19 protein-coding genes, 1 pseudogene and 1 riboswitch are annotated in these 26,696 nt (G+C 36.1%); of the genes and pseudogenes, 9 read left to right on the forward strand and 11 right to left on the reverse strand.

Going from position 1 to position 26,696, the window contains the following annotated elements; translation table 11 throughout:
• Positions 1–175: 175 nt before the first annotated feature.
• The 4 genes from IPI65_06590 (at position 176) to IPI65_06605 (ending at position 6,592) form a co-directional block, all read left to right on the forward strand.
• On the forward strand, positions 176–3,247 hold the full coding sequence (locus IPI65_06590; GenBank protein ID MBK7441191.1) for a TonB-dependent receptor: 3,072 nt from the start codon (positions 176–178) through the stop codon (positions 3,245–3,247).
• 36 nt (positions 3,248–3,283) lie between these two features.
• On the forward strand, positions 3,284–4,624 hold the full coding sequence (locus IPI65_06595) for a RagB/SusD family nutrient uptake outer membrane protein (protein ID MBK7441192.1): 1,341 nt from the start codon (positions 3,284–3,286) through the stop codon (positions 4,622–4,624).
• Positions 4,625–5,043: 419 nt separating this feature from the next.
• Positions 5,044–5,301 (forward strand): hypothetical protein, encoded by a 258-nt coding sequence (locus IPI65_06600; protein MBK7441193.1) that lies wholly within the window; start codon positions 5,044–5,046, stop codon positions 5,299–5,301.
• A 16-nt stretch (positions 5,302–5,317) separates the two neighbouring features.
• Positions 5,318–6,592: a T9SS type A sorting domain-containing protein gene (locus IPI65_06605; protein MBK7441194.1), complete on the forward strand. Its 1,275-nt coding sequence runs from the start codon at positions 5,318–5,320 to the stop codon at positions 6,590–6,592.
• A gap of 60 nt (positions 6,593–6,652) precedes the next feature.
• Here IPI65_06605 and IPI65_06610 read toward each other — a convergent pair whose 3' ends face one another.
• From IPI65_06610 to IPI65_06620, 3 genes are read right to left on the reverse strand one after another with little or no spacing between them, the layout of a single operon-like run.
• Positions 6,653–6,847: a hypothetical protein gene (locus tag IPI65_06610; GenBank protein MBK7441195.1), complete on the reverse strand. Its 195-nt coding sequence runs from the start codon at positions 6,845–6,847 to the stop codon at positions 6,653–6,655.
• A 5-nt stretch (positions 6,848–6,852) separates the two neighbouring features.
• Positions 6,853–7,506: a hypothetical protein gene (locus IPI65_06615; protein ID MBK7441196.1), complete on the reverse strand. Its 654-nt coding sequence runs from the start codon at positions 7,504–7,506 to the stop codon at positions 6,853–6,855.
• A 24-nt stretch (positions 7,507–7,530) separates the two neighbouring features.
• Positions 7,531–7,995, reverse strand: coding sequence for a L,D-transpeptidase (locus IPI65_06620; GenBank protein MBK7441197.1), 465 nt, complete (start codon positions 7,993–7,995; stop codon positions 7,531–7,533).
• A 255-nt stretch (positions 7,996–8,250) separates the two neighbouring features.
• On the opposite strand from IPI65_06620, the gene IPI65_06625 reads away from it, so the two are divergent.
• On the forward strand, positions 8,251–9,414 hold the full coding sequence (locus IPI65_06625) for an acyltransferase (GenBank protein ID MBK7441198.1): 1,164 nt from the start codon (positions 8,251–8,253) through the stop codon (positions 9,412–9,414).
• A 10-nt stretch (positions 9,415–9,424) separates the two neighbouring features.
• Here IPI65_06625 and IPI65_06630 read toward each other — a convergent pair whose 3' ends face one another.
• The 4 genes and pseudogenes from IPI65_06630 to IPI65_06645 all read right to left on the reverse strand — a co-directional run bounded on the left by IPI65_06630 (position 9,425) and on the right by IPI65_06645 (position 13,379).
• Positions 9,425–10,000 carry a MarC family protein gene (locus tag IPI65_06630; protein MBK7441199.1) on the reverse strand — a complete coding sequence of 192 codons (576 nt, stop codon included), beginning with the start codon at positions 9,998–10,000 and terminating at the stop codon, positions 9,425–9,427.
• Positions 10,001–10,207: 207 nt separating this feature from the next.
• Complete coding sequence (locus IPI65_06635; protein MBK7441200.1) at positions 10,208–11,422, reverse strand: homoserine dehydrogenase; 1,215 nt, start codon at positions 11,420–11,422, stop codon at positions 10,208–10,210.
• Between the two features lie 5 nt (positions 11,423–11,427).
• A pseudogene (locus IPI65_06640) lies at positions 11,428–12,605 on the reverse strand (PLP-dependent transferase).
• A 184-nt stretch (positions 12,606–12,789) separates the two neighbouring features.
• Positions 12,790–12,890, reverse strand: a riboswitch (SAM riboswitch).
• A gap of 117 nt (positions 12,891–13,007) precedes the next feature.
• Positions 13,008–13,379, reverse strand: a complete 372-nt coding sequence (locus IPI65_06645) for a DUF4345 family protein (protein MBK7441201.1) — start codon at positions 13,377–13,379, stop codon at positions 13,008–13,010.
• Between the two features lie 49 nt (positions 13,380–13,428).
• Here IPI65_06645 and IPI65_06650 point away from each other — a divergent pair, with 49 nt between their 5' ends.
• Positions 13,429–14,094, forward strand: a complete 666-nt coding sequence (locus IPI65_06650; protein MBK7441202.1) for an RluA family pseudouridine synthase — start codon at positions 13,429–13,431, stop codon at positions 14,092–14,094.
• Here IPI65_06650 and rnr read toward each other — a convergent pair.
• The gene (rnr, locus tag IPI65_06655) at positions 14,091–16,235 is read right to left on the reverse strand and encodes a ribonuclease R (GenBank protein MBK7441203.1); all 2,145 of its coding nucleotides are present in this window, start codon (positions 16,233–16,235) and stop codon (positions 14,091–14,093) included. The two genes, IPI65_06650 and rnr, sit on opposite strands and share 4 nt — an antisense overlap.
• A gap of 56 nt (positions 16,236–16,291) precedes the next feature.
• Here rnr and IPI65_06660 point away from each other — a divergent pair, with 56 nt between their 5' ends.
• The 3 genes from IPI65_06660 to IPI65_06670 all read left to right on the forward strand — a co-directional run bounded on the left by IPI65_06660 (position 16,292) and on the right by IPI65_06670 (position 18,849).
• Complete coding sequence (locus IPI65_06660) at positions 16,292–17,974, forward strand: glycosyltransferase family 39 protein (GenBank protein MBK7441204.1); 1,683 nt, start codon at positions 16,292–16,294, stop codon at positions 17,972–17,974.
• Complete coding sequence (locus tag IPI65_06665) at positions 17,971–18,465, forward strand: histidine phosphatase family protein (protein MBK7441205.1); 495 nt, start codon at positions 17,971–17,973, stop codon at positions 18,463–18,465. Before IPI65_06660 ends, IPI65_06665 begins: the two co-directional genes overlap by 4 nt.
• A gap of 69 nt (positions 18,466–18,534) precedes the next feature.
• Positions 18,535–18,849 (forward strand): hypothetical protein, encoded by a 315-nt coding sequence (locus IPI65_06670; protein MBK7441206.1) that lies wholly within the window; start codon positions 18,535–18,537, stop codon positions 18,847–18,849.
• Positions 18,850–19,154: 305 nt separating this feature from the next.
• On the opposite strand, the gene IPI65_06675 is transcribed toward IPI65_06670, so the two are convergent.
• The 3 genes from IPI65_06675 to IPI65_06685 form a co-directional block, all read right to left on the reverse strand.
• Entirely contained in the window at positions 19,155–19,598 is a 444-nt protein-coding gene (locus tag IPI65_06675) for a hypothetical protein (GenBank protein MBK7441207.1), read from the reverse strand.
• Positions 19,599–22,489: 2,891 nt separating this feature from the next.
• Complete coding sequence (locus tag IPI65_06680; GenBank protein MBK7441208.1) at positions 22,490–23,527, reverse strand: hypothetical protein; 1,038 nt, start codon at positions 23,525–23,527, stop codon at positions 22,490–22,492.
• A gap of 2,175 nt (positions 23,528–25,702) precedes the next feature.
• A complete protein-coding gene (locus IPI65_06685) occupies positions 25,703–26,689 on the reverse strand; it encodes an NAD(P)-dependent alcohol dehydrogenase (protein MBK7441209.1) in 987 nt (328 codons plus the stop codon).
• Between the last annotated feature and the right edge of the window lie 7 nt (positions 26,690–26,696).

Raw genomic sequence — 26,696 nt, forward strand, 5'->3', positions numbered from 1 at the left:
ACAATTTTACTGCAACTCATCCCAAATCCCGACAGTAAGCAGGTAAATGCCATTTTTGGCTATTTTAGAAATAGTGGCTGTTCAACCATGTCACATTTTACCATTTTTTTTTACGAAAATTTTCTAAATGTTATGCCGAAATGCTTTACTTTAGCGACTGACTAAACCTAAAACTATGCGGAAATATCTACTCCTGATTGTTGTTTCCTTTGTCTCCATTCAGCTATTTGGGCAAGGGCGCACCATTACAGGGAAAATTACAGATGCAGACAATGGCGAATACATGCCCGGCGTTACCATTTTATTAGAAGGAACCCAAAATGGTACAATTAGCGACTCTGACGGGAAATACTCAATTTCAGTCCCTGAAACCGGCGGTGTGCTGGTTTTTTCATTTGTAGGCTATGAAACTCAAAAGGTTACGTTAACTGAGAAGAACGTAGTATATGTGAGTTTAAAAATGTCACAAGAAGTGCTGGATGAAGTAGTTGTTGTGGGATACGGAACAGAGGTGAAAACCAAAGTTACCGGCAGTATCTCCGAAATCAGCGGCGATGAAATTGCACTTACACCTGTTGCTACGGTAGAACAAACATTACAAGGCAAAGCTGCCGGTTTGTTTATAGAAGCAAACAACGGAAAAGTTGGGGGTGATGTAAAAATTCGTATCCGTGGATCATCTTCTATTAATGCAAGTAATCAGCCACTCATTATTGTAGATGGTATTCCAATTAATACTGTAGCAGTAAACGATTATTTTAACGTTTATCTTAACCCGCTTAACGATATCGATTTTAATGATATAGAAAGTGTTGAGGTATTAAAAGATGCTTCAGCAAGTGCTATTTATGGTTCACGTGCGGCTAACGGTGTAATCATTATTACTACAAAACGTGGTAAAGAAGGAAAAGCTAAAATCACCCTCGACTATCAGCAGGGTTTCAGCACACCAACCCGTTTACGCGAATTTTTAAATGCCGAAGAATATATTGATTATTTTACGCAGGCTGCAATTAATGCCGGTGAATACGATTTTGCAAACGGCCTCAGCGGTTATGCAACTGTTGAAGAAGCAGTTGATGATTATATTAGTGATGTTGAGAAAAAATTCGACCGACTTGCCGGTCATACCGATTGGAGAACAAGTCCGGCAAATACCGATTGGCAATCAAAAGCTTTCCAGCCGGCTACATCAAGTATGATTGATTTTTCAATTTCAGGAGGAACTGAAAAAATACAATATTTTACCAGCGTTGGTTATTCTTATCAGGATGGTATTATGTTGGGTAATCACGGCGACAGATTTAATGTATTAAATAATCTGGATGCGCAGCTTACCGATAAATTCAGCATGAGTTTGAATTTGAATTTAAGCCGTTCTATTAATAATGATATTCCGGATGATAATTCATTTTCTACGCCGTTACAAATGGTAGCTCAATCGCCACTTACACCAACAAAAGATACCACCGGCGAATATTATAATACGCCAACCGCTTTATATTATAATCCATTAATTGAAGTGGATAATGTATTTTTTGAAAGTACAACTTTCAGAACACTCGCAAACTGGTCAGGTGAATATCAATTAATTCCTTCACTCGCAATCAGAGCTGAATTAGGTGGTGATATTACCAACCACTGGCAACAACGTTTTTACGGAAGTAAAAGTGAAGTTGGTTTATCCGTTGGTGGTTATGCAACAAATTATAATTCAGGTGTACAATATCTGGATACTAAATTGCTGCTCGTATTTAATAAGAAAGTAGAAAAAAGTACATTCGGTGCAACCGGCGGTGTTGAATATAATAAATATGACGATTATTATAATTCAGTAGAAGGCCAGGGTTTCCCTAATGACAAATTACAAACTTTAGCAAGTGCCGCAGAAATAGTTGAAGGTACTTCCGTATTATCTTATTACCGTTTCATCTCTTATTTTGTTCGTGCAACTTACGATTATGAAACAAAATATTTATTAAACATTACTGCACGTGCCGATGGTTCTTCACGTTTTGGTGAAGCTAACCGTTACGGTGTTTTTCCTTCTGCTTCTGCAGGTTGGGTTATTTCAAATGAAGATTTCCTGAAAGGCAGCAAAAAAGTGAGTTTATTAAAATTACGTGCGAGTTTTGGTTTAACAGGAAATGCAGGTATTGGTAATTTCGATTACAAAGGTTTATATGGTATCAGTTCTTACGCAGGAACTTCTGCCTTATATCCTTCAACCATTGCAAACCCTGAATTAACCTGGGAAAAAACAGCACAATTTGATATTGGTTTTGACTTTGGTTTCTTCAACGACCGTATTACAGGTGAATTAGATTATTATATTAAAAATACAACTGATTTATTGTTAGATGTTCCTGTTCCTGCAACAACAGGTTATGCAGTGCAAACTCAAAATGTGGGTAGCCTCGAAAATAAAGGTTTTGAAATTGTTATTAATACACAAAACTTTGAAGGCGACTTTTCTTGGGGAACTAGTTTCAATTTTTCAGTGAATAAAAATAAAATCCTTGAACTCGCAAATGGTCAGGAATTAATTGACCTTGGTGGTAGCGATTTTATGAATGTAATTATGGTTGGTCAGCCATTAGGTGTATTTTACGGCGCTGAATATGCAGGTGTAGATCCTGAAAACGGCGACGGTTTATTTTATGTAAATGAAACTGAAGGAAGCACTGAAACAACAAACGATTTTAACCTCGCAAATTATGTTGTAATTGGTGACCCGAATCCTGATTTTATAGCAGGTATCACAAACAACTTCGCTTATAAAAATATAGCATTAGATGTTACTTTACAGGGAGTATATGGTAACGATGTAAATTTACAGGGCGACTATTGGATGAGTTCAAACGCAAGTCAGTACGATAACCAAACTGTTGACCAGTTAGACGCATGGCAAAATCCGGGCGATGATACTGACATTCCTGAAAACCGTTTATTATTTGCTAACGGAACAGAAGCGCGCTCAAGCCGTTATCTTTCAGATGCATCTTATTTACGTGTAAAAACTGTAACCTTAAGTTATACTTTCCCTAAACGATTAACACAAAGAATGAACATGTCGTCATTACGTTTGTATGCCTCTGCATATAACATGTTCACGTTTACGAATTACATCGGATGGGATCCGGAAGTATCAACCGACTCATTTACAGATAACGTTTATTATGGTATCGATTTTTACAGTGCACCACAACCTAAAACCATGGTACTGGGTATTAGTATCGCACTTTAATTTTTGTAAATAATTGTAATCATAAATCGAAAAAATATGAAAAAGTCATTATATAGATTTTTAACATTGAGTTTAATTGTGGTTTCAGTTTCTTCTTGTGAAGATTTATTGCAATTGGAACCGGCTCAAAGTTTAAGTAACGAAACTGCCCTCGATAACGATCAGGGTGTTAAACAAGCACTTATTGGTGCTTATGATAATATGTCGCAAACATCCTTATTGGGTGGCGAATTAATGCGCAATGCCGAATTATACGGTGGTGCCGGTGAAATTTTATGGGTAGGTACTTATACGGCACCGCGTGAAATTTTTAACCGCGACATACTTGCCTTAAATGGTGATGTGCTCGATTTTTGGACCGATGCTTATGAGGTAATTAATTCATGTAATAATGTAATTAATGCAATTGATATTGTATTACCTGAAGATCAGGCAAGAGTTAAAGGTGAAGCACTCGCTTTAAGAGCCTGGGCACATTTTGAACTTACGCGTATGTTTGGTCAGCAATATGAAGCGGGTTTAGATAATACACAATTGGCTGTTCCGCTAATTTTAATTCCTACTATAAATTTTGGTGATAATGTTGATGTTACACGCAATACTGTGGAAGAATGTTATGCACAAATCATCACTGATTTAAATGAAGCAGAAAGTTTATTACCGGAGAAAAACGATGAGTTTATTAATAAATATGTAGCTGCTGCATTACTTGCACGTGTGTATTTACAGAAAGCGGATTATGCTGCTGCACGTGACGCTGCGAACCGTGTAATTGGTTCTAACGATTTTCAACTGAACGAAACTTTTGCTGAAACTTTTGCAAACGACGATGCAACAAATGAAGACGTATTCAGTGTTGAAAATTCAGAACTTGATAATAGTAATGTAATGGCAACCTATTTTGCAATTAACGATTTTGGTGGTCGTGCAGATATTGAAATTGAACCGGAACATCTTGCACTTTATGATGATGCAGATGCACGTAAAGCAATGTTTTTGGTAGATGGGGATGCTACTTATACTACTAAATTTAATAATGAATTTGGTAACGTAAGTATTATTCGTATTGCAGAAATGTATTTAATCCGCGCTGAATGTAACGAACGCCTTGGAACTGCAATTGGCGCCGCACCGGTAGATGATTATAACAAAACACATGTACGTGCCGGTTTACCTGCTGCTGTTACCGTAACTTTAGAAGCTATTTTATTGGAACGTCGCCTCGAACTAGCATTTGAAGGATTTAAAGTGCATGATATCAAACGCCTTAAAGGTATGGTAGGCACTATGAATTACAATGATCCTAAAATGGTTTATCCTGTGCCAATTTCTGAAATAGAAATTAATCCTTTACTTATTCAAAATGAAGGGTATTAATAAATAGGATTTATTATAAATTAATTAAAGCGAGCTGGTTTTCCGGCTCGCTTTTTTTATAATTTTCAGTAAAGTCAATTCACAAAATACTCGGCAAAATTTCAGGAAATGTGACATGGTTTAAAAGTCTAAAAATGTTCTCTATCTTCCCTTATGCCATCAATTTTTGGAAAAAAGTGATAAAAAAGTGTCGAAATGTGACATGAGTGTAGAAGTCACTTTTTTAAGTATTATCAGTTACAGTAGGATTTATAGTTATATTTATTGTGATAAATAAAATTATTTCACATTAAATTTTGCCAAATGAAAAGATTAATTCTTCCCGTGCTCCTCGCAGCTGGTTTGTTATTATCCGTTGATGGATATGCACAAACGGCAGTGAAAGTTGACAAAAATTTTCCATCCAATTAACAGATGAATTGTTACAACAAAAATTTGTTCAATTGGATATTTCTGATTTACAGTTTAAAAGCGAAGCTGATGCGCAGAAATTTTTTAAATCAATCGCTAACAACCTTTGTGAATTTAAAGTTGATTATGCAAATAAAACTGCAGTAATGATGCTTTATCCTGATCGTTTAGGAAAATTCACATGGACGCTCGACGATTGGAATAAATATGTAGGCGATATGTCTGCACGTTGCACTGCTACGTATAATTCATTTTTAAACCAATAATGCTAAATCAGAAACTATGAAAAAAAATTACATAAAAATTTCGGCTGCAGCAATTATAATTATTGGTTCAGCTATGGTAGGCAACGCTCAAATTGTTGGCGGTGTTTCTTATTTGAAAGGTAAATTTGTTGAAGTAGCAATTTCCGATTGCGGAACTTACACTTCAGCAGCAGAAGGTGTTGTAGTTGCAGCACCAACAGGTTATCACGAAAATACTATAGATGGTTCATTATCATTTGGTAATGACGTAAATGTTGATGGATGGGACTTAGGTGTACCTGATCAGTGTGGTGATTATATTATGCCGGGTTCACCTGAAGATGGCTTCGCTATTCAAATGGGAACAGGAACTGTTTATGGAAACATTCAACCATATTGCTATAGCCCAACGTTATTTACACCAAACTTACCTTCATTTGAAGGTGGTAACACTTTTAATGCAAATGGTGGTGCAACAAGAAAAAGCATTTGGCAGGGAACGAATACCGATTTAGGTTTAGCTATTGCTCAAACTTCTTATTTCTTAAATAAAAAACAGGCAATTTTAACTATCGTTGATATTTGTAATGGTGGTGATGAATTGTATGATGTTTATTATGCAAGAAATGCTGACCCGGATAATGACCAGGTTACTACCGGCGATTTTACAACAAAAAACAATGTTGTAAAACAATATGCAACAGGCGGTTTTTCTTATGTATCTGCAGCAAGTAATGTTGGCTCACCTTGTTTTATGAGTTATGTAACCGGTGATGCACGTGGTAAAGTATCACGCGGTAATTTCAGCATGGGTTCACCTTACGATATGTATAATGGCTTAAGTGGTTATGTAACTACTTCAGGTGCAAACAGCGCTGATGAAGCAATTCAGGTTTCATTTAAAATCGACACTATTGCGCATAACGATTGTGCATGTGTTGCTTACAGTACCGTGTTTACTTCTGCAGGTGTTACTGAACAGGTTGCTTTAACAAATACAGCTTGTGCTACTTTAGGTACACTTGCTCGTTTTGGTGAAGACGTTGTTGCTGAATACCTCGATAATCCAACTTATTTCTTAAACAATCAAATGTTAGTATATCCTAACCCTTCTAACGGTAATTTCACTTTGAATTTATTCGAAATTGAAAATGCTACAATTACAGTTGTAAGTATTACAGGTCAGGTTGTTTATACTGAAACAGGTGTTAGCAATATTGCAGGTATCACACTCGAAAATTTAACTCCGGGTTTATATCTTGTAAATGCTGAATACGCAGATGGTAAAAAATTACCAAATCAGTTGTTATAGAATAATTTTCTTTAGAGCTTAAAAATGAAAGAGGCTGTCGTGAGATGAGCCTCTTTTTTTTTATTCCCATCTATATAATTCATCACCATTAAAATTAAATTGTGGTGTAGCAATTAAATCATGTTGAATCGAATACCATGGGTTGATTTTTCCTTCATCCAGATTAATTAAAATTTCAATTTCCTGAGCAGGTGTAAACCCTTGTGCCAATAAAAATAGGCGCTCACCGGTACTATCATTTTTACATACATCCATTACAATTACAACATGCCCGGGAAAACGGGATGGATAAATAAATCACCCGGCTGAATGCTGTCAATAGCAACTTTTTTTAATTCTTCCGATAAAGAAAATGATCCGGCATAGGTATAAACTAAATCCAGATAATCCTGAAAGGTTTCATATCCATAATCTTTTTTTGCTTTTTGAATCCAGCTTGCAGTATTACCATTAAATTGTATACGTTTGCCCTCAGCATAATTTACATAAGCACATGGCTGACCGTTAGAGAAATTAAATGTTATTTTGTTGTATTGTTTATTCGCATATAAATATTCAGCATACAACCGCATACCGCTGTCGGCGCATTGTTGCAAATCTTTGTTGCGAAGTGGCATATCAATTACGCCACAATGCACAAATACACGCTTCGAGCGGCCGTCAAACAATAATACATCCTCATCTGAAGGTTTTAAGGGTAGGTTTCTTAAATAAGCTGTAAACGAACCCTCCGGAGCAGGTATTCTGGAAAATGATGAGGGACAAGCGATGCGTTTTGCAATAGTTCTGCCGCTTGTGTCAATTAATTTTTCATTAACCTCACCTTTTGTAATTCCGGCTTTAATTAATAATTTGTTTTTACAACTGCTTAAAATTCCAATAAACAGTAAACAAAATAAAATAGGGTAACGCATGGTTAAATATTTTCTGCTAAATTATTATTGCACAATTTCTACTTTGGTGCCCACTTCAACAAATGCATAAATTTCATTGATATGCGCATTTTTTAATGAGATACAACCTGCTGTCCAGTTCATGTTTTCATCTATCATATAATCCGTTCCATCAGGCACACCGTGAATACCAATTTCACCACCAATTTTTGCATTTGCAGATATTTTCCCCTCCTTTTTTGCAGCTTCATGTTTTTTGTAACTTTCGGCAGTAGGATAATCAATCCATAAAAATTTACTCCAACCTTTATGAGGATATAAATCGCGGAGATGGAATATGCCTTCAGGAGTGCAATTATCACCCTGCTGGTTTTTATCGGCTGTTGGATTTTTTCCTAAAACAACCGGGTATGATTTAAGTGTAATACTGTCATGTTTGAGTAATAAAATAAAATCTGATTTATCAACGTAAATCCAGGTGTCTTTTTTGGTTAGATGTAAAGAGTCCATTATTGAACTGAGGGATTTATCAGGAAATGCTGATCTAACTTTAATTTGTTGCCCTGGTTTTTTATTTTCAACGGTGTTACAGGCTAACAATATACAGCATAGTGTAACTGAAATTAATAAGCGGTGGGTTTTCATGCCAAGTAAACGGTTCGTTTTATTTCTTTAGTATATCTTGAACTTCCCATAACAGTCATATTAAGGTATCTCCATATTTTCATAAATTTGCCTGTTCGCTTTTAAACCTGATACCCAAAAATGCCCAATAATTACTGGTGGTTTCCTGTGTTAGTTATGCTGATGGCAATTATAACGGCCTATGTCATTCAACGGCTGTTTCCAATTACATCGAAACCCGGCCGTTATGAAACGATCGATGGCATGCGTGGTTTTTTAGCATTATTTGTATTTATTCACCACTGTTATATCTGGCGCAATTATCTGGCTACCGGCGAGTGGTCGGCGCCCGGTTCAACTTTATACCAACATTTCGGTGTAACGGCAGTTTCCTTTTTCTTTATGATAACTGCATTTTTATTTATCACCAAATTATTAAAAGCGCGTGAAACAGGAATAAACTGGATACAATTTTATATTTCTCGGTTTTTCAGGTTAACACCAATGTATTATGTGTCGGTTTTATGTATGATTTTAATAATACTAAGTCTTGATCACTGGCATTTAAATGTATCATTAATGCAATTTGCAAAAGATGTTGTCTATTGGGGATTATTTACATTATTGGGACCAACTTTAATAAATGGTAATAACCTAACCTTCACAACAAATGCCGGCGTAGTTTGGTCACTTACTTATGAATGGTTATTTTATTTAATGCTGTCGATTTTAGCTGTGCTGATATTAAAGAAAAAACCAAACCTGTTGTTTGCAGGTGGTATTTTACTAGCACTGATTGTTTATTTTAATTTCTGTGGCGGATATGAATTATCACTTTTTTTTCCATTCATTGGTGGGGCAGTAGCGGCGCTTTTATATCACTATTATCCAAACATTTTATCCGTAAACCAAATATGGAAATCCATCGCCGCAGTAATTGGGCTTGTTATAATTACGCAGATAAATTTACCACATAGTATACTAAGTAAATTCGTTACCATGCTCACATTTATTTTATTTGTGTATGGTGCAAATTTATTTGGTTTATTAACCTCTAAACCCGCAAAAATACTGGGCGACATGGCCTACAGCATTTATTTGATGCATGGCATATTGTTATTTACCACCATTTATATGCTTATTGGTAATGATGCCGTTAATAATATGGATGGAATTACCTACTGCCTAACCTTAGCTGCAATTGTTCCTGTATTAATTATAATTTGTTATGCTACATTCCGACTGGTGGAAAAACCCGGTATGAGTGCTGCGATAAAAATTAATAAAAAGAAATCGGAAAATTAATTCTTCGAAATTATTTCGAAAAATTAGCCATAAATATTTTAATAGCTAATGCCAATGCAATTACACCAAAAAATTTAGTGATGGCATGTAATCCCGTTTTGCCCACTTTCGCTTCAATCCAGTCTGTTGAACGTAATACTAAATACATAACAATGATATTAATTAGTACTGCAATTAAAATATTATAAATTGAATATACAGAACGCATACTGATTAATACAGTAAGTGTTCCGGCTCCAACCAACAGGGGGAAAGCAATAGGCACCAGACTTGAAGAAGATCCACCTTCAGGGCTTGATTTAAAAATATGTATTCCTAAAATCATCTCTAACCCCAATAAAAAAATTACCACTGATCCTGCGAGTGCAAACGACTGGGTGTCTAAGCCGAGCAAACTCAAAATGGTATCTCCCAAAAAAAGAAAAGAAACCATTAAAATGCCGGCAAAAATGGTGGTTTTAACAGGTTGAAGTACAATGCCACGGTTTTTCATTGAAATAATTACGGGTACATTGCCGAGTACATCAATTATCGCAAATAGCGTTAAACTGATGGTAATAATATCTGAAAGTCTGATTGCAGACATAAAATAAAATTTAAAAACTAAAAATTGGGTGTATCGGTGTGTAACGGAAATATAGCCTTACTTACAGGCAGAAACGCAGTTGTACCAAGGGTATTCGTGAATACCAATTGCGTTGTTGTAGATGTTTAATGTAAATTTCATAGCAGTTACATGGGCATAAAGGAAAAACGGACCCAAAAAGTTCCCGTTTTTCCACTTTTTTGTCAATTATAACGCAATTAGATTAATAGCCCGATTTTTAACCCAGTCAGCATCGATAATTTTTTCCAGTTGAATAGTGCCAATTATATATTTAAATCCGGCAGATTCATATTTTTCTATGATATCATTAAACGCTTCAATCGGAACATCCTGCACATCCGAATACCTTACAAATATCTTTAACTCGATATTATTATTGAGTAGTAATGTATCCTCAACCTTCAAGTCTAAGGCTTTTTGAGCTGCCAGCTGCTGGCTTATCTTTCGGTATTCATAACGATAATTATAACTCAATGCCGAAATATCACTTAATACTGCAGAACCTGTAGGTGTGCTTCCTGCTCCCTTACCCGTAAAAAACTGACGGTCCGAAAAGGCACTTTCTACTAATACACCATTGTATTCATTGTGAATATTGGTTAATTGTGAATTGCCATTAACAAAATGCGGAAATACATAAGCATAAATTTCATTGCCCACTTTTCGGCATTTCGCGATGAGTTTTATTCGACAATGTTTTTCCCGCGCATAATTGATATCAAAATCATTTAAACGATCGATGCCGAAATTAAAAATATGTTCAGGTTTTACAAAAATGCCAAATGCATGCAATAATAAAATGCACAGTTTAAATTTCGGGTCGTGACCTTCAATATCCATGCGCGGATCTGTTTCGGCAAAACCTTTTTCCTGCGCTTCCTGTAACGCTAAATCAAAACTTATAGCGTCATCAAATATTTTGGTAAGAATATAATTGGTTGAACCGTTAAAAATTCCTTCAATACTGTGTAATAAATCATTGTCATAATATTCTTCCAGATTTCTTATAATCGGAATGCTTGCACAACAAGCGCCTTCGTACAAAAATGGCACATGATATAATTGTTGTAAATCATACAGTTCATTTAAATGCGTGGCAATCATTTTCTTACTTGCACTCACCACCGCCTTTCCGTTTTTCATTGCAGTAGATACAATTTCAAACGCTGCTACATCATCATTAATTAATTCTACCACCACATCAATTTCAGGGTCGTTTAGTATTTCATCTCTGTTGGTGGTGAATAGGGTAGGGGGCTGACTGCGCGCCTTGTCTTGCTCTTTAATACATATTTTTTTGATATTCGCTTTTAATCCCTGCGTGCGCGAAAGCACTTCATACAAACCCTGACCAACACAGCCAAATCCAAATACACCTAAGGTTAAATTTTTCCTTTCCATAAAAATTATTTTATTATTTGTTTTGCTGCAATTGGTTGCGATAAACTCACCTCAATGGCTTGATGAATATCCTGAATTAAATCTTCCGCAGATTCAATACCACAGGATAATCGAATTAATGAATCCTGGATACCCGATTTTTTCTAATATCCTCCGGTATCGATTTATGTGTCATGCTGGCAGGGTGACACAACAAACTTTTTACACCACCCAAACTTTCGGCACATTTAAACAATTTCGTTTTACTGCAAATGGTATTGGCATTTTCAACAGTATCATCCTTCAGACTAAAACTAATAACACCACCAAAATAATGTTGCTGTGCACGCGCAATATCATAATTTTTATGTGTAGGTAAACCGGGATAATACACCTTGTCGACTGCCGCCAATCCGCTTAAATAATTTGCAACAGCCAATGCATTATTGCTTGATTTTTCCAAGCGCAAAGCCAGTGTTTCTATACCTCTAATGGTAAGCCAACTATCGAAAGGTGCAAGAATTCCACCACTGGCATTTTGAATAAATTTTATTTTTTCTGCTAATTCAGCTGTTTTGGTAACTACCAGTCCGGCAATTACATCACTATGCCCTGCAAGGTATTTTGTGCCTGAATGTATAACAATATCTGCACCCAACAATAAGGGTTGCTGACCAATTGGCGAGGCAAAAGTATTATCAACCACAACCAGGGCATTAAATTGTTTTGCAATAGCACATATACCTTGTATATCCGAAATTTTAAGTGTTGGATTTGTTGGAGATTCCAGCCAAATTAATTTTGTTTTCGTATTAATAGCATCAATTACGTTAATGATATCTGTTGTATCAACATAATTTACCTTAATGCCGAACTTTTCATAAATGTGCGTGAATAAACGAAAAGCACCTCCGTAAATATCATCAACGGCAAGTATTTCATCACCCGATTTTAATAATTTTAATACGGCATCAATGGCTGCAAGTCCGCTCGCAAATGCATAACCACCGGCTCCGCCTTCGAGCTTTGCGATTAAATCTTCTAGTGCTTTACGTGTTGGATTATTACTGCGGGCATAGTCATAACCTTTGTGAACGCCGGGGCTTTCCTGCACATAGGTTGAGGTTTGATAAACGGGAACTGAAATGGCACCGGTTAATTCATCTACCGGAATTGCGTGAATAATTGCTGTTTCTTTCTGCATAAAAAAAGTGTTTTTTGATTAGAAAATAATTCCTATCAGAAAACACTTATCAAAAATAATTTCTACCGGAAAGCTTTGTTGCCAAACAATTTAATTATTGCAAAAAAGCAATAACGCTATCGATGGGCAAAAAAAAAGCTCACCGATAAATTGGCGAGCTAAAATATTTTTAGGTTATCTCTCCAACTTATCTGTCTGAAATTAGCACCTTCACAACAACGAGTTAAATTGTTATGGGTTGCCAAGGTATCGTAGGGTCAGTCCCTCCTCCTTTCTTGATAAGTAATTTCTAAAGAACGTGATGCAAAGATATATGCACCAAAATCAAATTTGCAAATTTATTTTTAAAAATGCGTTTAACCTTGGTTCAAAACACGCATTAGTTTTATTGGAAATGCCGCATCAATATTGGGTCAGCAGCCACACAGCCCATGCACCTAAAATAATTTCTAAAATGGCAATAAAATAGGTATTATTGGAAGCAACACCCTTTTGAAAAATCGAAATCCAACGTCCGATTACCACGCCCGAATACAGAAAAACACTGTAAAATACACCTGCGTATTCCATACTTTCATTCATTGCGCAAATGGCATACATCACAGCCCAGGCAGCTTCTAAACCCACGTAAATGGCAAAATATTCTGCCCGTCCCGACACATTTAAAAAAGATAAACCCGAAAATGCGGCAGTTTTATTCGGCTGAATCATACACCAGGCGGCAAATGCAGCATATAACACTGCGTTAATCCATAAATATATTTCTGCATTCATATCTAAAAAATGATTTTAAACCTTAAATATAGGTTATTTTTGAACGCAGATGGAAAAATTACCCATCCTCTTTGAGGATAAACATTTACTGCTGGTGAATAAACCCGCAGGTATAGCAGTGGAGCGCGACCGTTACCGCAACCCAAGTGTTGAAGGTCGTATAGCTGATTATTTTAATACGCTGAAATTGCCGCATAATACCATCATCGGTATTGCACATCGACTCGACAGGCCTGTTAGTGGTGTTATGCTGGTGGCTAAAAAGAAATCGGTGTTGGTGCATATTAATCAGCAGTTTGAAGCTGGCACTATTAAAAAAGTATATTTCGCTTTAACCGAAAATAAACCGGAAAAAAAGAAAGCTACACTCGCTAATTTTTTGTTTAAAGATGTACAAAAAAAACAGGCAATCATTTACGATAAAGCTGCAAAAAATCGATTGCCTTGTTCATTAGATTATAGTTATAAAGGTGAAACTTCACTCGGCCACTTAATAGAAATTCATCCGCATACCGGAAAATTCCATCAGATACGCGCGCAATTGGCACATATCGGTTGCCCCATTATTGGTGATGATAAATATGGTTCGAATAAATTATATAAGGAAAATGAAATTGCACTACATGCTTTTTCACTGACCTTTTTTCATCCCATAGAAGAAAAAGAAATGACCATTGAAGCTCCGTTACCCGGCGAATTTGAATTAATAATTTAATCAGGAATAAACTCCAGTTTCCTGGTTGACAAATCTGCTTTTTGCACTTTTATTCTTATTTTATTCCCTAATTCATAATTGCCGGAGTTGGTTAAACTCACTAGTCGCCTGCGGGTTTCATCATACATTAATTCATCGCGGATATTATCCACGTGTATCATTCCTTCGCATTTATTTTCTACAATTTCAACAAATACACCCCAGGTAGTAATGCCGGATATCACACCATCAAAACTTTCACCAACATGTTTGGTCATGTATTCTACCTGCTTATATTTTACACTTTCACGTTCTGCTTCCATGGCTTTACGTTCAGTTGCGGATGAATGACGACACTTATCTTCTAATTGTTCTTTATTCGGATAAAGTAAACTATGGTTGTCTAATACATTCGCCAAAATACGATGCACCATTAAATCCGGATAACGGCGGATAGGAGAGGTGAAATGCGTATAATGTTCAAATGCAAGTCCGTAGTGACCAATATTTTTAGTAGTATAAACAGCCTTCGCCATGCAACGAATCGCCAGACTTTCTAAAATATTTTGCTCCGGTTTTCCTTTTATATCGGTCATTAAACGATTTAATTCCGAAGAAATATTTTTTGGAGAATCCAATTTTAATTTATGGCCAAATCGTTTTGCATTTTCGCCAAATTCTTCCAGTTTCTGCATATCAGGTGTATCATGCACACGATAAACAAAGGGCACACGTGGATGATTTTTAGATAAGTGAAAAGCAACACGTCTATTAGCAAGTAACATAAGGTCTTCAATCAACATATGTGCTTCCTTGCGTTCTTTAACGTATAATCCTGTTGGGACAAAATTTTCATCCAAAATAAATTTCACTTCTTGAGTTTCAAAAGAAATGGCACCACTGGCAAATCGTTTTTCACGCAATAAAGTAGAAATTTTATTTATCGCTAAAATTTCATCAACATGTTCACCGGCTTTGCTTTCAATTATTTCCTGCACCTCTTCATAAGTAAATCTGCGGTCAGAATAAATTACTGTTTTGCCAAACCACTCATTTATGATTGCTCCCGTTTCATCCATTTCAAAAATGGCACTAAAGGTGAGTTTTTCTTCATGCGGACGCAGGGAACAAACATTGTTCGATAATTTTTCCGGCAACATCGGAATAACCCTGTCTACCAGATAAACAGACGTTCCTCGTGAATACGCTTCCTTATCAATCGGACCTTCCGGAATAATATAATGTGCAACATCGGCAATATGAACACCCATTTCAATTAATCCGTTTTCTAATTTGCGATACGAAATGGCATCATCAAAATCTTTTGCATCATAAGGGTCAATCGTAATAGTAAAAATATCGCGCATATCGCGACGGCGACTTATTTCTGCTTTTGTTATTTCAGTAGGTAAAGCTTCAGCCTGTTGTTCAACTTCTTTAGGGAAAATATAATTAATTCCTGTTTCAACTAAAATGGCTTCCATATCACTCGCGTGATCTCCCGCCTGCGAAAGTTTACTCACAATTTGAGCAATCGGGTTTTTCATGGTTGGCGGCCAGTCTTTTATGCGCATAATAACACGGTCGCCGGTTACAATTTTATGTTTTTTTATTTCTTCGTTCGGAATATAAAAATCGTAATTATTAAAACGGTCATCAGTTATAGCAAATGCAAATTTTTCCGAAATATCTACCTTGCCGATAAATAATTCTTTACCGCGTTTTATAATTTCAACAATTTCGCCATCGGGCTTTTTCTTTTTGCCGAGGGTAGTAATTTTAACACGAACCGTATCACCATTAAATGCGCGGTTTGTTTTATGCGAAGGCACATATACATCGTATAAATGGCCGTCAATTATTACATAAGCACTGCCGCTTTGTGTCATATCAACAATACCAACCATGGTATTAATTGCATCTGCTCGTTGTTTGGCGCGGAAATTATCCGGTGCAAATTCTTCAATTTTACCGGCGCTCACCAGGTTTTCAATGGCATCAAAAACACCATCCAACTGACCGGTTTTGCCGGCCCATTTAAAAATAACTTTTAACGATGCGCCTTTACCCGATTTATCTATTAAAAATGAATATAATTCCGATTCAAAGTCCCTGCCTGCTTTAACCAGACGGTTTGTGCCTTTCTTTTTTTTCTTTGACATATGGTAAAGATACACTTCTGCATGCAAATGATTTCGTAATTTTCCACCGCCATTTTATGCGTAACTATAAACCGTATTTACTGATTCTGCTTATCGGTTGTTTGTTTTTTATCCCGTTTTTAGGCAGTGCACACCTGTTTGACTGGGATGAAATCAACTTCGCTGAAACCTCGCGCGAAATGGTGATTACCGGCAATTATACCCAGGCCCAGGTCGACTATCAGCAGTTTTGGGAAAAACCACCCCTCTTTTTCTGGCTCCAAAGTGCGTCGATGCACTTGTTCGGAATTAATGAATTTGCTGCCCGTTTCCCGAATGCCGTTTGTGGAATACTCACATTAATGCTGTTATTTGCAATCGGTAAAAAACTGCAGGATAAAAAATTTGCATGGTTATGGGTGGCAGCATATATCGGTAGTATTTTACCTCAATTTTATTTTAAATCGGGAATCATCGATCCTTGGTTTAATGTATTTATGTTTTTAGGTATTTATGCTTTTTATGAATATACAGCCAATGCATTTAAATTAAAATGGTTATTGATTTCCGGTTTATCTGTCGGCTTGGCCGCACTCACAAAAGGACCTGTTGGAATCGGAATTGTAGGACTCACCATTGGTATATATTATATACTTACACGCTTCCGTTCATTTCCGCCAATTAAACATATTATTTATTATTTATTTTTTATCGTATTAAGTATTTTACCTTGGGTATTAATTGAAGTGTTGCAAAATGGCACTTGGTTTTTATCTGAATTTTTTAAATATCAGCTAAGGCTCGCTACCACCGAAGATGCCAGCCATGGCGGCTTTTTCGGTTATCATTTTGTTGTTATCCTGTTTTTTTGTTTTCCGGCATCAGCATTTGCAGTGCGACCGTTATTTCAAAAAGCAGCAACGGCAGATAAATTAAATGTATTTAAAAAATGGATGGCCATTACATTTTGGGTAGTGCTTATTTTGTTTTCAATTGTGCAGACGAAAATTGCACATTATTCATCAATGGCATATTTTCCGGTTACATTTTTAGCAGCTTATGGTTTATATCATATATCTGCGAAATGGAAATTACAGGAAACCATTTTATTATCGCTTACCGGATTAACCATTTGTGTATTATTAATTGGTTTACCAATTTTATTACAACATCCAGATACCATTTTGCCTTATTTAAAAGACGATTTTTCCCGTCAGGCGTTGCTGGCAGAAAGCGGCTGGCAGGGCTGGGAATTTCTTGTTGGCGTAATTGTTTTATCAGGATTAATTGCAGCAATATATTTTAATTATAAAAAGCAATCGCTTAAAGCAGCAGGTATTTTATTTATTACCGCGGCAATTGGTATTAACCTCGCCATCAATATTTTTACACCACATATTGAACGATATTCGCAAGGTGCAATGGTCGATTTTTTTGAATCGAAATCAGATGAAGATTGTTATAAAGAAGTCGTCGGTTTTAAAAGTTATGCGCATTTATTTTACGGTGCGCGCAAGCCGAACGATAATCAAAATCCGGTATTTAAAGCATGGCTGCAAAAGCAACATCCTGCTGAAACATATACCGCTGCAGAATATCGGCGATTATTTACCGAGTGGCTGGTAAATGGCAATATCGACAAGCCTGCATATTTTGTCACCAATACACGAAAAAGCAGTATTTACGAAAAACAGCCGCAAATGGAATTATTAGGCCGCAGCAATGGTTATGTGTTTTTTAAACGAGCACCGCAACAATGAAAACTGTTTATATCATCCGACATGCAAAATCCGATTGGGCCGAAGCCGGAATTCATGACATTGAGCGCCCTTTAGCCAAACGTGGTTTGCGCGATGCACCTGTTATGGCTGCTGTTTTACAAAAACGTGGTCCGGCGCCCGAAATTATGGTAACAAGTCCCGCAATTCGTGCATTTACCACCTGTCGTATTTTTTGCGAAAATCTTGGTTACGATACACAAAACATTGTAATTCAACCGGAACTGTATTTTGGCAGTATTACAGTTATTGAAAAAATGTTACAGGCAGCATTCAACGAAACCGATGTAGTTGCGCTGTTCGGACATAACCCGACATTTTCTGAATTAGCTGCATATTTCACACCTGCATTTGGCGGCGAAATGCCTACCTGTGCTATAGTTGCCATCCGTTTTGATGATAAAACTCCGGCTGCGCCGTTGCAGGGAAACGGTAAATTGTTGTGGTTCGAATATCCCAAAAAAAACCGTTAAAGTTGTTGCCACATACAACCAAACCCATCATTTCAACGTTTATTAAGTAATAAAAAACATTACATTTGTATGTCTAAAGACTACGCGATGCCTGAATTTATGGTTGATGTAAATTTACATGATGTCCACTCCGATGGGTTCCTAAAGCTCATTCCGAGTCAGCGTTCCATTGTAAACGACATGATGTTCGAAGGCAAAATCACCAGTTATTGCGTTTCGGTAGACCGCTCCAAACTGTGGATCACCATGGTTGCAAAAAACGAAGAAGACGTAATCGAGCAACTCGCAAAATTTCCACTCATCAGCTACATGGATTGCGAAATTGCACCGTTATTATTTTACAATTCCAGCTACCAAACCTTCTCGCACATTTCATTGAATTAAATACTTATTGTAATTTTTACAATAAGTAGGTATTTTTCTATAACTATTGCACCAACACCTGCAATTAGAAAAATAATTATTTGAAGCATCACCATCCTCCAAACCAACACCTCCCCAACCGGCTTTCCGCGACAACGCCCGCCTCAATAAAATTTATTTGTTTTATCATCAAGCATCACCCAATCAAATTTCACAACACCATCACCACACGTGGCGGGGGTTTCTGCTGCAATCCGGGCTAGAGGGAGTTTGGTCGTACTTATTTTGTAATCAACACGAGTAAACCAGGTCATTGGAATTGCCAGTTATTTCAAACAATCTAATTTTGTTGCAACTATCTGATGGTTATTATCTACCTTACTTATAAATTCGCCAGATTTATTCCATGAATATTTTGCAAAAAAATATAATTTGTTAGAATATAAGTGGTCGTTATTGCGCATAATTTCCGAATCACTCCATTTCTTGGTGAATTTAGATTCGTTTATGATATAAATCACTGGTGGTTGTTTTACTTTATCTAATGTATCCACATAAAGGCATATAATGGAGTCAAGTGATTGATGTATTGCCAATGGTAATGTTTTACTTTTGTAATTCAGGATGAATACAATTTCCTTTTTATAATCTAATGTGTCATAATCCAAACATTTAACCTGACGAATATCTAATTTTGTGTTTTGAGATACTGCTGGATTAACAAATAAAATTAATATAAAATAAATGTAGAAATGAGGCCTTTTTCTCATATTCAAAGTTTATTCATGGTGTTTAAACGCTCTACTAGTATTAGTATTTACCCAACTTCTTGTAATGTGCAATTCATTATTTCTTTTATGCTTTCAAATTTATAATTAATTCGTGGATTCTCCAAAACTCAAATTACCTTCTGACGGATACGAAAAATTTGCATCAAGATTGTGTCTTTCTTTTAAAAAAAATCTAAATCAATACATTTTTTGGGTTTAATCAACATCATCAAGTGTCAACCCTGCCTAGCCCGGTAGGTAAACCTACGGGGTTCTGCTGATTCTTAGGGGAGGCGCCTTGTTACCAATATTTCACCGCGCTGCGGTTGGTTTTTTAGTAGATTCAAAATTTTAGTTTTCAATGAAAACGTTCATTACAGGGCATTTTGTAAACCGCTTTATAACATTAATTTGCATATAATTAACTTTCCAATTCTGAGGAGCTTTTCGGGTTATTGTAACAAAGCAAATAAATTTAAACGTCATATAAAAAATAATAGTTACCTCGAATTTCCATTAATATCTTAAAATGAAATTTTAGCATAAAATCAACCACGTAGTGGTGAAAGAATGGTAACAAGGCGCTTCCCCCAAGTCTGCAAAACCCCGTAGGGGTGACACCATCGGAGCGTTAAGTAATTAAATGCGCAAAAGCGAAAAAATAATTATGTAATATAATTTGTAATATGTGTTTAAATGCATAACTATTAATCGTGTTCTTTTAATCTCAGGGCTTATATTATTTTGCTTTATCTTATTATTCAACATCGTCAGGTGTCACCCCTACAGGGTTTTACAGATTCTTGGGGTGCGATTTTTCTACCAATATGTCACCGCTATGCGGTTGGTTTTTTCGTAGATTCAAAATTTTAGTTTTCAATGAAAACTTTCATTACAGGGCATTTTGTAAACCGCTTTATAACATTAATTTCCATATAATTAACTTTCCAATTCTGAGGAGCTTTTCGGGTTATTGTAACAAAGCAAATAAATTTATCGGCCTAAAAAAATTACCGGTTACCTCGAATTTCCAATAATATCTTAAAATGTTATTTTAGCACAAAACTAACCGCATAGCGATGACACGTTTGTAGCAAAACCCCAAAAAAAGATTCAGCAGAACCCCGTAGGGGTGACATAGGTAAAATTCGAATAAACTCATAATTAAGTATTGTAAAGATGAAATTAAATTCAACCCGCACTTCCAAATTAACAGTTACACCGAACTTCCATTAATATTTTAAAATGACATTTTAGCATAAAACCAACCGCAGAGCGGTGAAAGAATGGTAACAAGACGCCTCCCCCAAGAATCGGCAGAACCCCGTAGGGGTGACACCTTGGAAGCGTGAAGTACTTAAATGCGGAAGAGAAAAAAAATAATTATGTTATATAATTGGCATTATTTGCCTAAATGCAAAACTAGTCAGCATGTTCTATTAACTTCAGGGCATATACTATTTAACTTTTCGTCTGATTCAACATCGTCAGGTGTCACCCCTACGGGGTTTTACAGATTCTTGGGGGTGGGATTTTTCTACCAATATGTCACCGCTATGCGGTTGATTTTTGAGTAGATTCAAAATTTTAGTTTTCAATGAAAATAATTCTAATGAGCAAATTTTTTTAACCGCTTTTTGTGTTTTATGGGAGTGTAATTAACACCCCCATTTTGACGTCGTTTTTGGGTTATTTTAATAAAACAAATAAATTTACTCGGTATAAATAAAGTGACAGTTACCCCGAATTTCCATTAATATCTTAAAATGATATTTTACCCTAAAACCAACCGCGTAGCTTTACCTTCCTTATAAGGCAGGGGTGAAAGAATGGTAACAAGCAAACCCCGAATGAATCTGCAGAACCCCGTAGGGGTGACACCTTGGAAGCGTGAAGTACTTAAGTGCGGAAGAGAAAAATAATAATTATGTTATATAATTGGCATTATTTGCCTAAATGCAAAACTAGTCAGCATGTTCTTTTAACTTCAGGGCATATACTATTTAACTTTTCCTCTGATTCCACATCGTCAGGTGTCACCCCTACGGGGTTTTACAGATTCTTGGGATGGGGTTTTTCTACCAATATGTCACCGCTACGCGGTTGGTTTTTTAGTAGATTCAAAATTTTAGTTTTCAATGAAAACTTTCATTACAGGGCATTTTGTAAACCGCTTTATAACATTAATTTCCATATAATTAACTTTCCAATTCTGAGGAGCTTTTCGGGTTATTGTAACAAAGCAAATAAATTTATCGGCATAAAAAAATTACCAGTCACTTCGAATTTCCATTAATATCTTAAAATGACATTTTTAGCATAAAAACAACCGCATAGCGGTGACACGTTTGTAGCAAAACCCCAACCTAAGATTCAGCAGAACCCCGTAGGGGTGACACAATCGAAGCGTGAAGTAATTAAATGCGTAAAAGCAAAAAAATAATTATGTAATATAATTTGTAATATGTGTCTAAATGCATAACTATTAATCGTGTTCTTTTAATCTCAGGGCTTATATTATTTTGCTTTAACTTATTATTCAACATCGTCAGGTGTCACCCCTACAGGGTTCTGCTGATTCTTGGGGGAGGCGCGTTGTTACCAATATGTCACCGCTCTGCGGTTGGTTTTTAGAAGATTCAAAATTTTAGTTATCAATGAAAATACCATTATAAGGACATTTTTTAACCGATTTATGTGCTTAAATTGAGCCTAACTCAAGCTCAACTTCTGCGCAGCTTTTAGGCTTATAACCCGGCTTAAATAAATTATTCGCTTGCTAGTATTCCCATTAATAAGGTAGATTGTCATTTTACCAATAAGTCAACAACACAGTTTTACCTTTCTGATTAGGTAGGAGTGACATCAACAAAATGCAAATAAAACCTCGGTTACTCCACTAAAACAGGTTCATAAACACCTGTCAATTCAGGTGCGATTAATGGTATTAAAGGTGTATCCCAAACCACTCTTGGTTGAAGCCATTTTAAATTTGTGTTAAATCCTTTTTCCGCTGAAAATGAAATATCAATCTCGTAAATTTGAAAATCCGGGACGGAATAGAAAAATACTTTATTCGGATCTTTCATGTTGTCAACAATATACTGGCACGTATTTTCCAAAATTAGCGATTTACTAAAATTGGTATACCGGTAAATCATTGCTGAATCAACTTTTCTGCGTTCTTCTATTTCTTTTATCTGCTCCAGGTAATGTTGAATTCCGATGTCTGCATTATTATAACCTGAAAATTCATTGCGCCATATTGTATAATTGGGATAATACAGGTTAATGTTGGTTTTGTCTTTTAACCGGTTTTCAAACACCTTTAATGATTGTTCATTTATTTCTATTAAATCTGCACAACTTTGGTGAACATAACCCGTTAATTCATTTCCACCGTTTGATATACGAACATGCGCTAATGTAGATAACAGCACAATTTTACATATTATATTGTTTCTTTCCGTTATGCTGATATTCTGTAAATGCCTGAGCTTATTTAACACAAAATCAGCAGATTTTGATTTGTATTCAAATTCATTATGAATAGTTTTAGCAAAATTAGGGTCTGGAAAAAGAAAAAATGGTGATTTGCTTTCACCTAATTCCGTTTCACGAATAATAACAGCAAGTAAAACCGGACCATCAAAACCCCGTGTATAAGTTGCAGTAGCAATTGTAATTGCACCTACTGAGTCCACCAACCGGCATCCAAAATATTTTTCAAGGTAGTCATCACTCGAAGTGGTAGTATCATTAGGATAAATTATTTTATAATATGCGCTTAAATCATGATTTAATTGGTTTGTATATGTTGCTTTATCGTTTGGCGCAGCAATTCTTTCTGTTTCTTCCTTTGCATGACAGGATGCAAAAATTTGTATAATAATTAAAAATGTTATGTATTTTTTTATGGGTCGCATCATTTTATTTAAAATCAAGAGCAGTTGGATATTAAACGTTGGTTTTCGCGTTTCTATTGTTTTTTCTCGAGAACCCTTGAATTAAATGGTTATCATGTGCCGCGAGTAAAATTAAACAAATAGGTTGTATTGTAACAGTAAAATGTAATTCAAACCGCACTACCAAATTATCAGTTTCAGAGAATTTTCATTAATAAATTAAAATGACATTTTAGCATAAAACCAACCGCGTAGCTTTACCTTCCTGATAAGGCAGGGGTGAAAGAATGGTAACAGAAGCGCCTCCCCAAAGAATCAGGAAATCCCCGTAGGTTTACCAGCCGGGCTAGGCAGGGGTGACACCAACAAAATTCGAATAAACAGATAAATTGTTTTATAGCGAAGAAATTAAATTCAACCCTTACTTTTAAATTAGCAGTTGCTGTGAATTCCAATTAATATCTCAAAATGATATTTTACCCTAAAACCAACCGCGAAGCGGTGAAAGAATGGTAACAAGCAAACCCCGAATGAATCTGAAGAACCCCGTAGGGGTGACACCTTGGAAGCGTGAAGTACTTAAATGCGGAAGAGAAAAAAAATAATTATATTATAAAATTGGCATTATTTGCCTAACTGCAAAACTAGTCAGCATGTTCTTTTAACTTCAGGGCATATACTATTTAACTTTTCGTCTGATTCCACATCGTCAGGTGTCACCCCTACGGGGTTCTGCTGATTCTTGGGGGTACGATTTTTCTACCAATATGTCACCGCTATGCGGTTGGTTTTTGAGTAGATTCAAAATTTTAGTTTTCAATGAAAATAATTCTATTGAGCATATTTTTTTATCGGTTTGTGTGTTCATTTGGGTTGTAATTAACACACCATTTTTGAGGTCTCTTTCGGTTTATTGTAACCAAGCAAATATATTTAACTGTCTTAAAAAAATAACAGTTTCACGAATTTCCATTAATATATTAAAATAACATTTTAGCATAAAACCAACCGCGTAGCTTTACCTTCCTGATAAGGCAGGGGTGAAAGAATGGTAACAGAAGCGCCTCCCCAAAGAATCAGGAAATCCCCGTAGGTTTACCAGCCGGGCTAGGCAGGGGTGACACCAACAAAATTCGAATAAACAGATAAATTGTTTTATAGCGAAGAAATTGAATTCAACCCGCACTTCCAAAATAACAGTTACCCCGAATTTCCATTAATATCTTAAAATGATATTTTACCCTAAAACCAACCGCGTAGCGGTGAAAGAATGGTAACAAGGCGTCCCCTAAGAATCAGCAGAACCCCGTAGGGGTGACACCTTGGAAGCGTGAAGTACTTAAATGCGGAAGAGAAAAAAAATAATTATATTATATAATTGGCATTATTTGCCTAAATGCAAAACTAGTCAGCATATGCTTTTAACTTCAGGGCATATACTATTTAACTTTTCGTCTGATTCCACATCGTCAGGTGTCACCCCTACGGGGTTCTGCTGATTCTTGGATGCGATTTTTCCTAATATGTCACCGCTACGCGGTTGGTTTTTGAGTAGATTCAAAATTTTAGTTTTCAATGAAAATAATTCTATTGAGCATATTTTTTAATCGGTTTGTGTGTTTATTTGGGTTGTAATTAACACACCAATTTTGAGGTCCCTTTCGGTTTATTGTAACCAAGCAAATATATTTAACTGTCCTTAATAAATTAACAGTTACCCCGAATTTCCATTAATATTTCAAAATGACATTTTAGCATAAAGCTAACCGCAGAGCGGTGAAAGAATGGTTACAAGGAGCCTCCCCCAAGAATCGGCTGAACCCCGTAGGGGTGACACCTTGGAAGCGTGAAGTACTTAATTGTGGAAGAGAAAAAATATAATTATGTTATATAAATTGGAATTATGTGCCTAAATGCAAAACTAGTCAGCATGTGCTTTTAAATTCAGGGCATATACTATTTACCTTTTCGTCTGATTCCACATCGTCAGGTGTCACCCCTACGGGGTTTTACAGATTCTTGGGGGTGGGGTTTTTCTACCAATCTTTCACCGCTCTGCGGTTGGTTTTTTCGAAGATTCAAAGTTTTAGTTATTAATGAAAATACATCTTATGTTAATATTTTGGATAGCTGGTTTGGGTGTTTAAATTCCATTTTGGAAAACACCTACCAGTTACTCTTACCTTCTAGTTCCAACAATTACAATCTGTTTTCATCCACCACCATTATCGCAACATTCCCTTTTTTATGGCCTTGATCCATGTATTGGTGTGCTGATATTATTGAGGATAATGGGTAGGTTTTGTCGATAATGGATTTTAGGTGGCCGGATTCTACGAGGGTTTTTATTTCATCTAAATCTGATGCGCGCATGGCAGGATCTTTTCCTGTTATAATGGTTTTGTTTTCTTTTTTTGCGGCTTGTTTCATTTCCTTCGACTTAAATGGTGCTGTTATGTTGATATAAATACCTCCGGATTTTAAAACGCGATTTGCAATTGAAAATGGTAATTTATCGACAGCTACAAAAACAACATCGTATGTTGCTAATTGCGATTCGAAATTGGGAGCGGTGTAGTCGATAAATTTATGTGCGCCTAAGTCTGTTACTAATTGTTGGTTTTTTAAACTACTCGCTGCTGTGATTTCGGCACCGGTTAATTTTGCTAATTGCAAAGCATAAGTGCCAACACTTCCTGAAGCGCCATAAATTAATATTTTTTTGCCGGATGTTAATTGTGCGGCGTTTATAAAATGATTTGCCGTTAATGCGCCAATGGGCAAGGTAGCCGTTTCTGCAAAGGAACTATTTTGCGGCATTACCGAAATGGTTGCGGTTTCAGGCATACAAATATATTCGGCATAAGCACCAAACTGATTTAATGTTGCTGCAAAAACCTTATCGCCTTTTTTGAATTTTGTTACCGTGCTGCCAATTTCTTCAATAACACCGGAAAATTCGACACCTAAAATACTTTTGCGTGGTTTTGTAAATCCTAAAACAAAACGAGCAATTAATTTGTATGCAGGTGGAATGGTAAAACTGCGAATACGAAAATCGGCAGCAGTAACTGAGGTGGCGTATATTTTTATTTTTACCTCATTTGATTTTGGAACGGGCACAGGCACCTCGCGCATTTGTAATACTTCAGGTTCGCCATATTTTGTGCAAATAACTGCTTTCATGTTTGCT

The sequence above is a fragment of the Bacteroidota bacterium genome (assembly GCA_016706255.1).
Taxonomy (GTDB): Bacteria; Bacteroidota; Bacteroidia; order Chitinophagales; family BACL12; genus UBA7236.

Coding starts and splice junctions, on each gene's coding strand:
- IPI65_06625 (MBK7441198.1), top strand. CDS start 8,251: ATGCCCAATAATTACTGGTGGTTTCCTGTGTTAGTTATGCTGATGGCA.
- IPI65_06650 (MBK7441202.1), top strand. CDS start 13,429: ATGGAAAAATTACCCATCCTCTTTGAGGATAAACATTTACTGCTGGTG.
- IPI65_06685 (MBK7441209.1), bottom strand. CDS start 26,689: ATGAAAGCAGTTATTTGCACAAAATATGGCGAACCTGAAGTATTACAA.
- IPI65_06670 (MBK7441206.1), top strand. CDS start 18,535: ATGTCTAAAGACTACGCGATGCCTGAATTTATGGTTGATGTAAATTTA.
- IPI65_06590 (MBK7441191.1), top strand. CDS start 176: ATGCGGAAATATCTACTCCTGATTGTTGTTTCCTTTGTCTCCATTCAG.
- IPI65_06660 (MBK7441204.1), top strand. CDS start 16,292: ATGCGTAACTATAAACCGTATTTACTGATTCTGCTTATCGGTTGTTTG.
- IPI65_06605 (MBK7441194.1), top strand. CDS start 5,318: ATGAAAAAAAATTACATAAAAATTTCGGCTGCAGCAATTATAATTATT.
- IPI65_06630 (MBK7441199.1), bottom strand. CDS start 10,000: ATGTCTGCAATCAGACTTTCAGATATTATTACCATCAGTTTAACGCTA.
- IPI65_06620 (MBK7441197.1), bottom strand. CDS start 7,995: ATGGACTCTTTACATCTAACCAAAAAAGACACCTGGATTTACGTTGAT.
- IPI65_06595 (MBK7441192.1), top strand. CDS start 3,284: ATGAAAAAGTCATTATATAGATTTTTAACATTGAGTTTAATTGTGGTT.
- IPI65_06680 (MBK7441208.1), bottom strand. CDS start 23,527: ATGATGCGACCCATAAAAAAATACATAACATTTTTAATTATTATACAA.
- IPI65_06615 (MBK7441196.1), bottom strand. CDS start 7,506: ATGCGTTACCCTATTTTATTTTGTTTACTGTTTATTGGAATTTTAAGC.
- IPI65_06645 (MBK7441201.1), bottom strand. CDS start 13,379: ATGAATGCAGAAATATATTTATGGATTAACGCAGTGTTATATGCTGCA.
- IPI65_06665 (MBK7441205.1), top strand. CDS start 17,971: ATGAAAACTGTTTATATCATCCGACATGCAAAATCCGATTGGGCCGAA.
- IPI65_06675 (MBK7441207.1), bottom strand. CDS start 19,598: ATGAGAAAAAGGCCTCATTTCTACATTTATTTTATATTAATTTTATTT.
- rnr (MBK7441203.1), bottom strand. CDS start 16,235: ATGTCAAAGAAAAAAAAGAAAGGCACAAACCGTCTGGTTAAAGCAGGC.
- IPI65_06635 (MBK7441200.1), bottom strand. CDS start 11,422: ATGGAAAGGAAAAATTTAACCTTAGGTGTATTTGGATTTGGCTGTGTT.
- IPI65_06610 (MBK7441195.1), bottom strand. CDS start 6,847: ATGGATGTATGTAAAAATGATAGTACCGGTGAGCGCCTATTTTTATTG.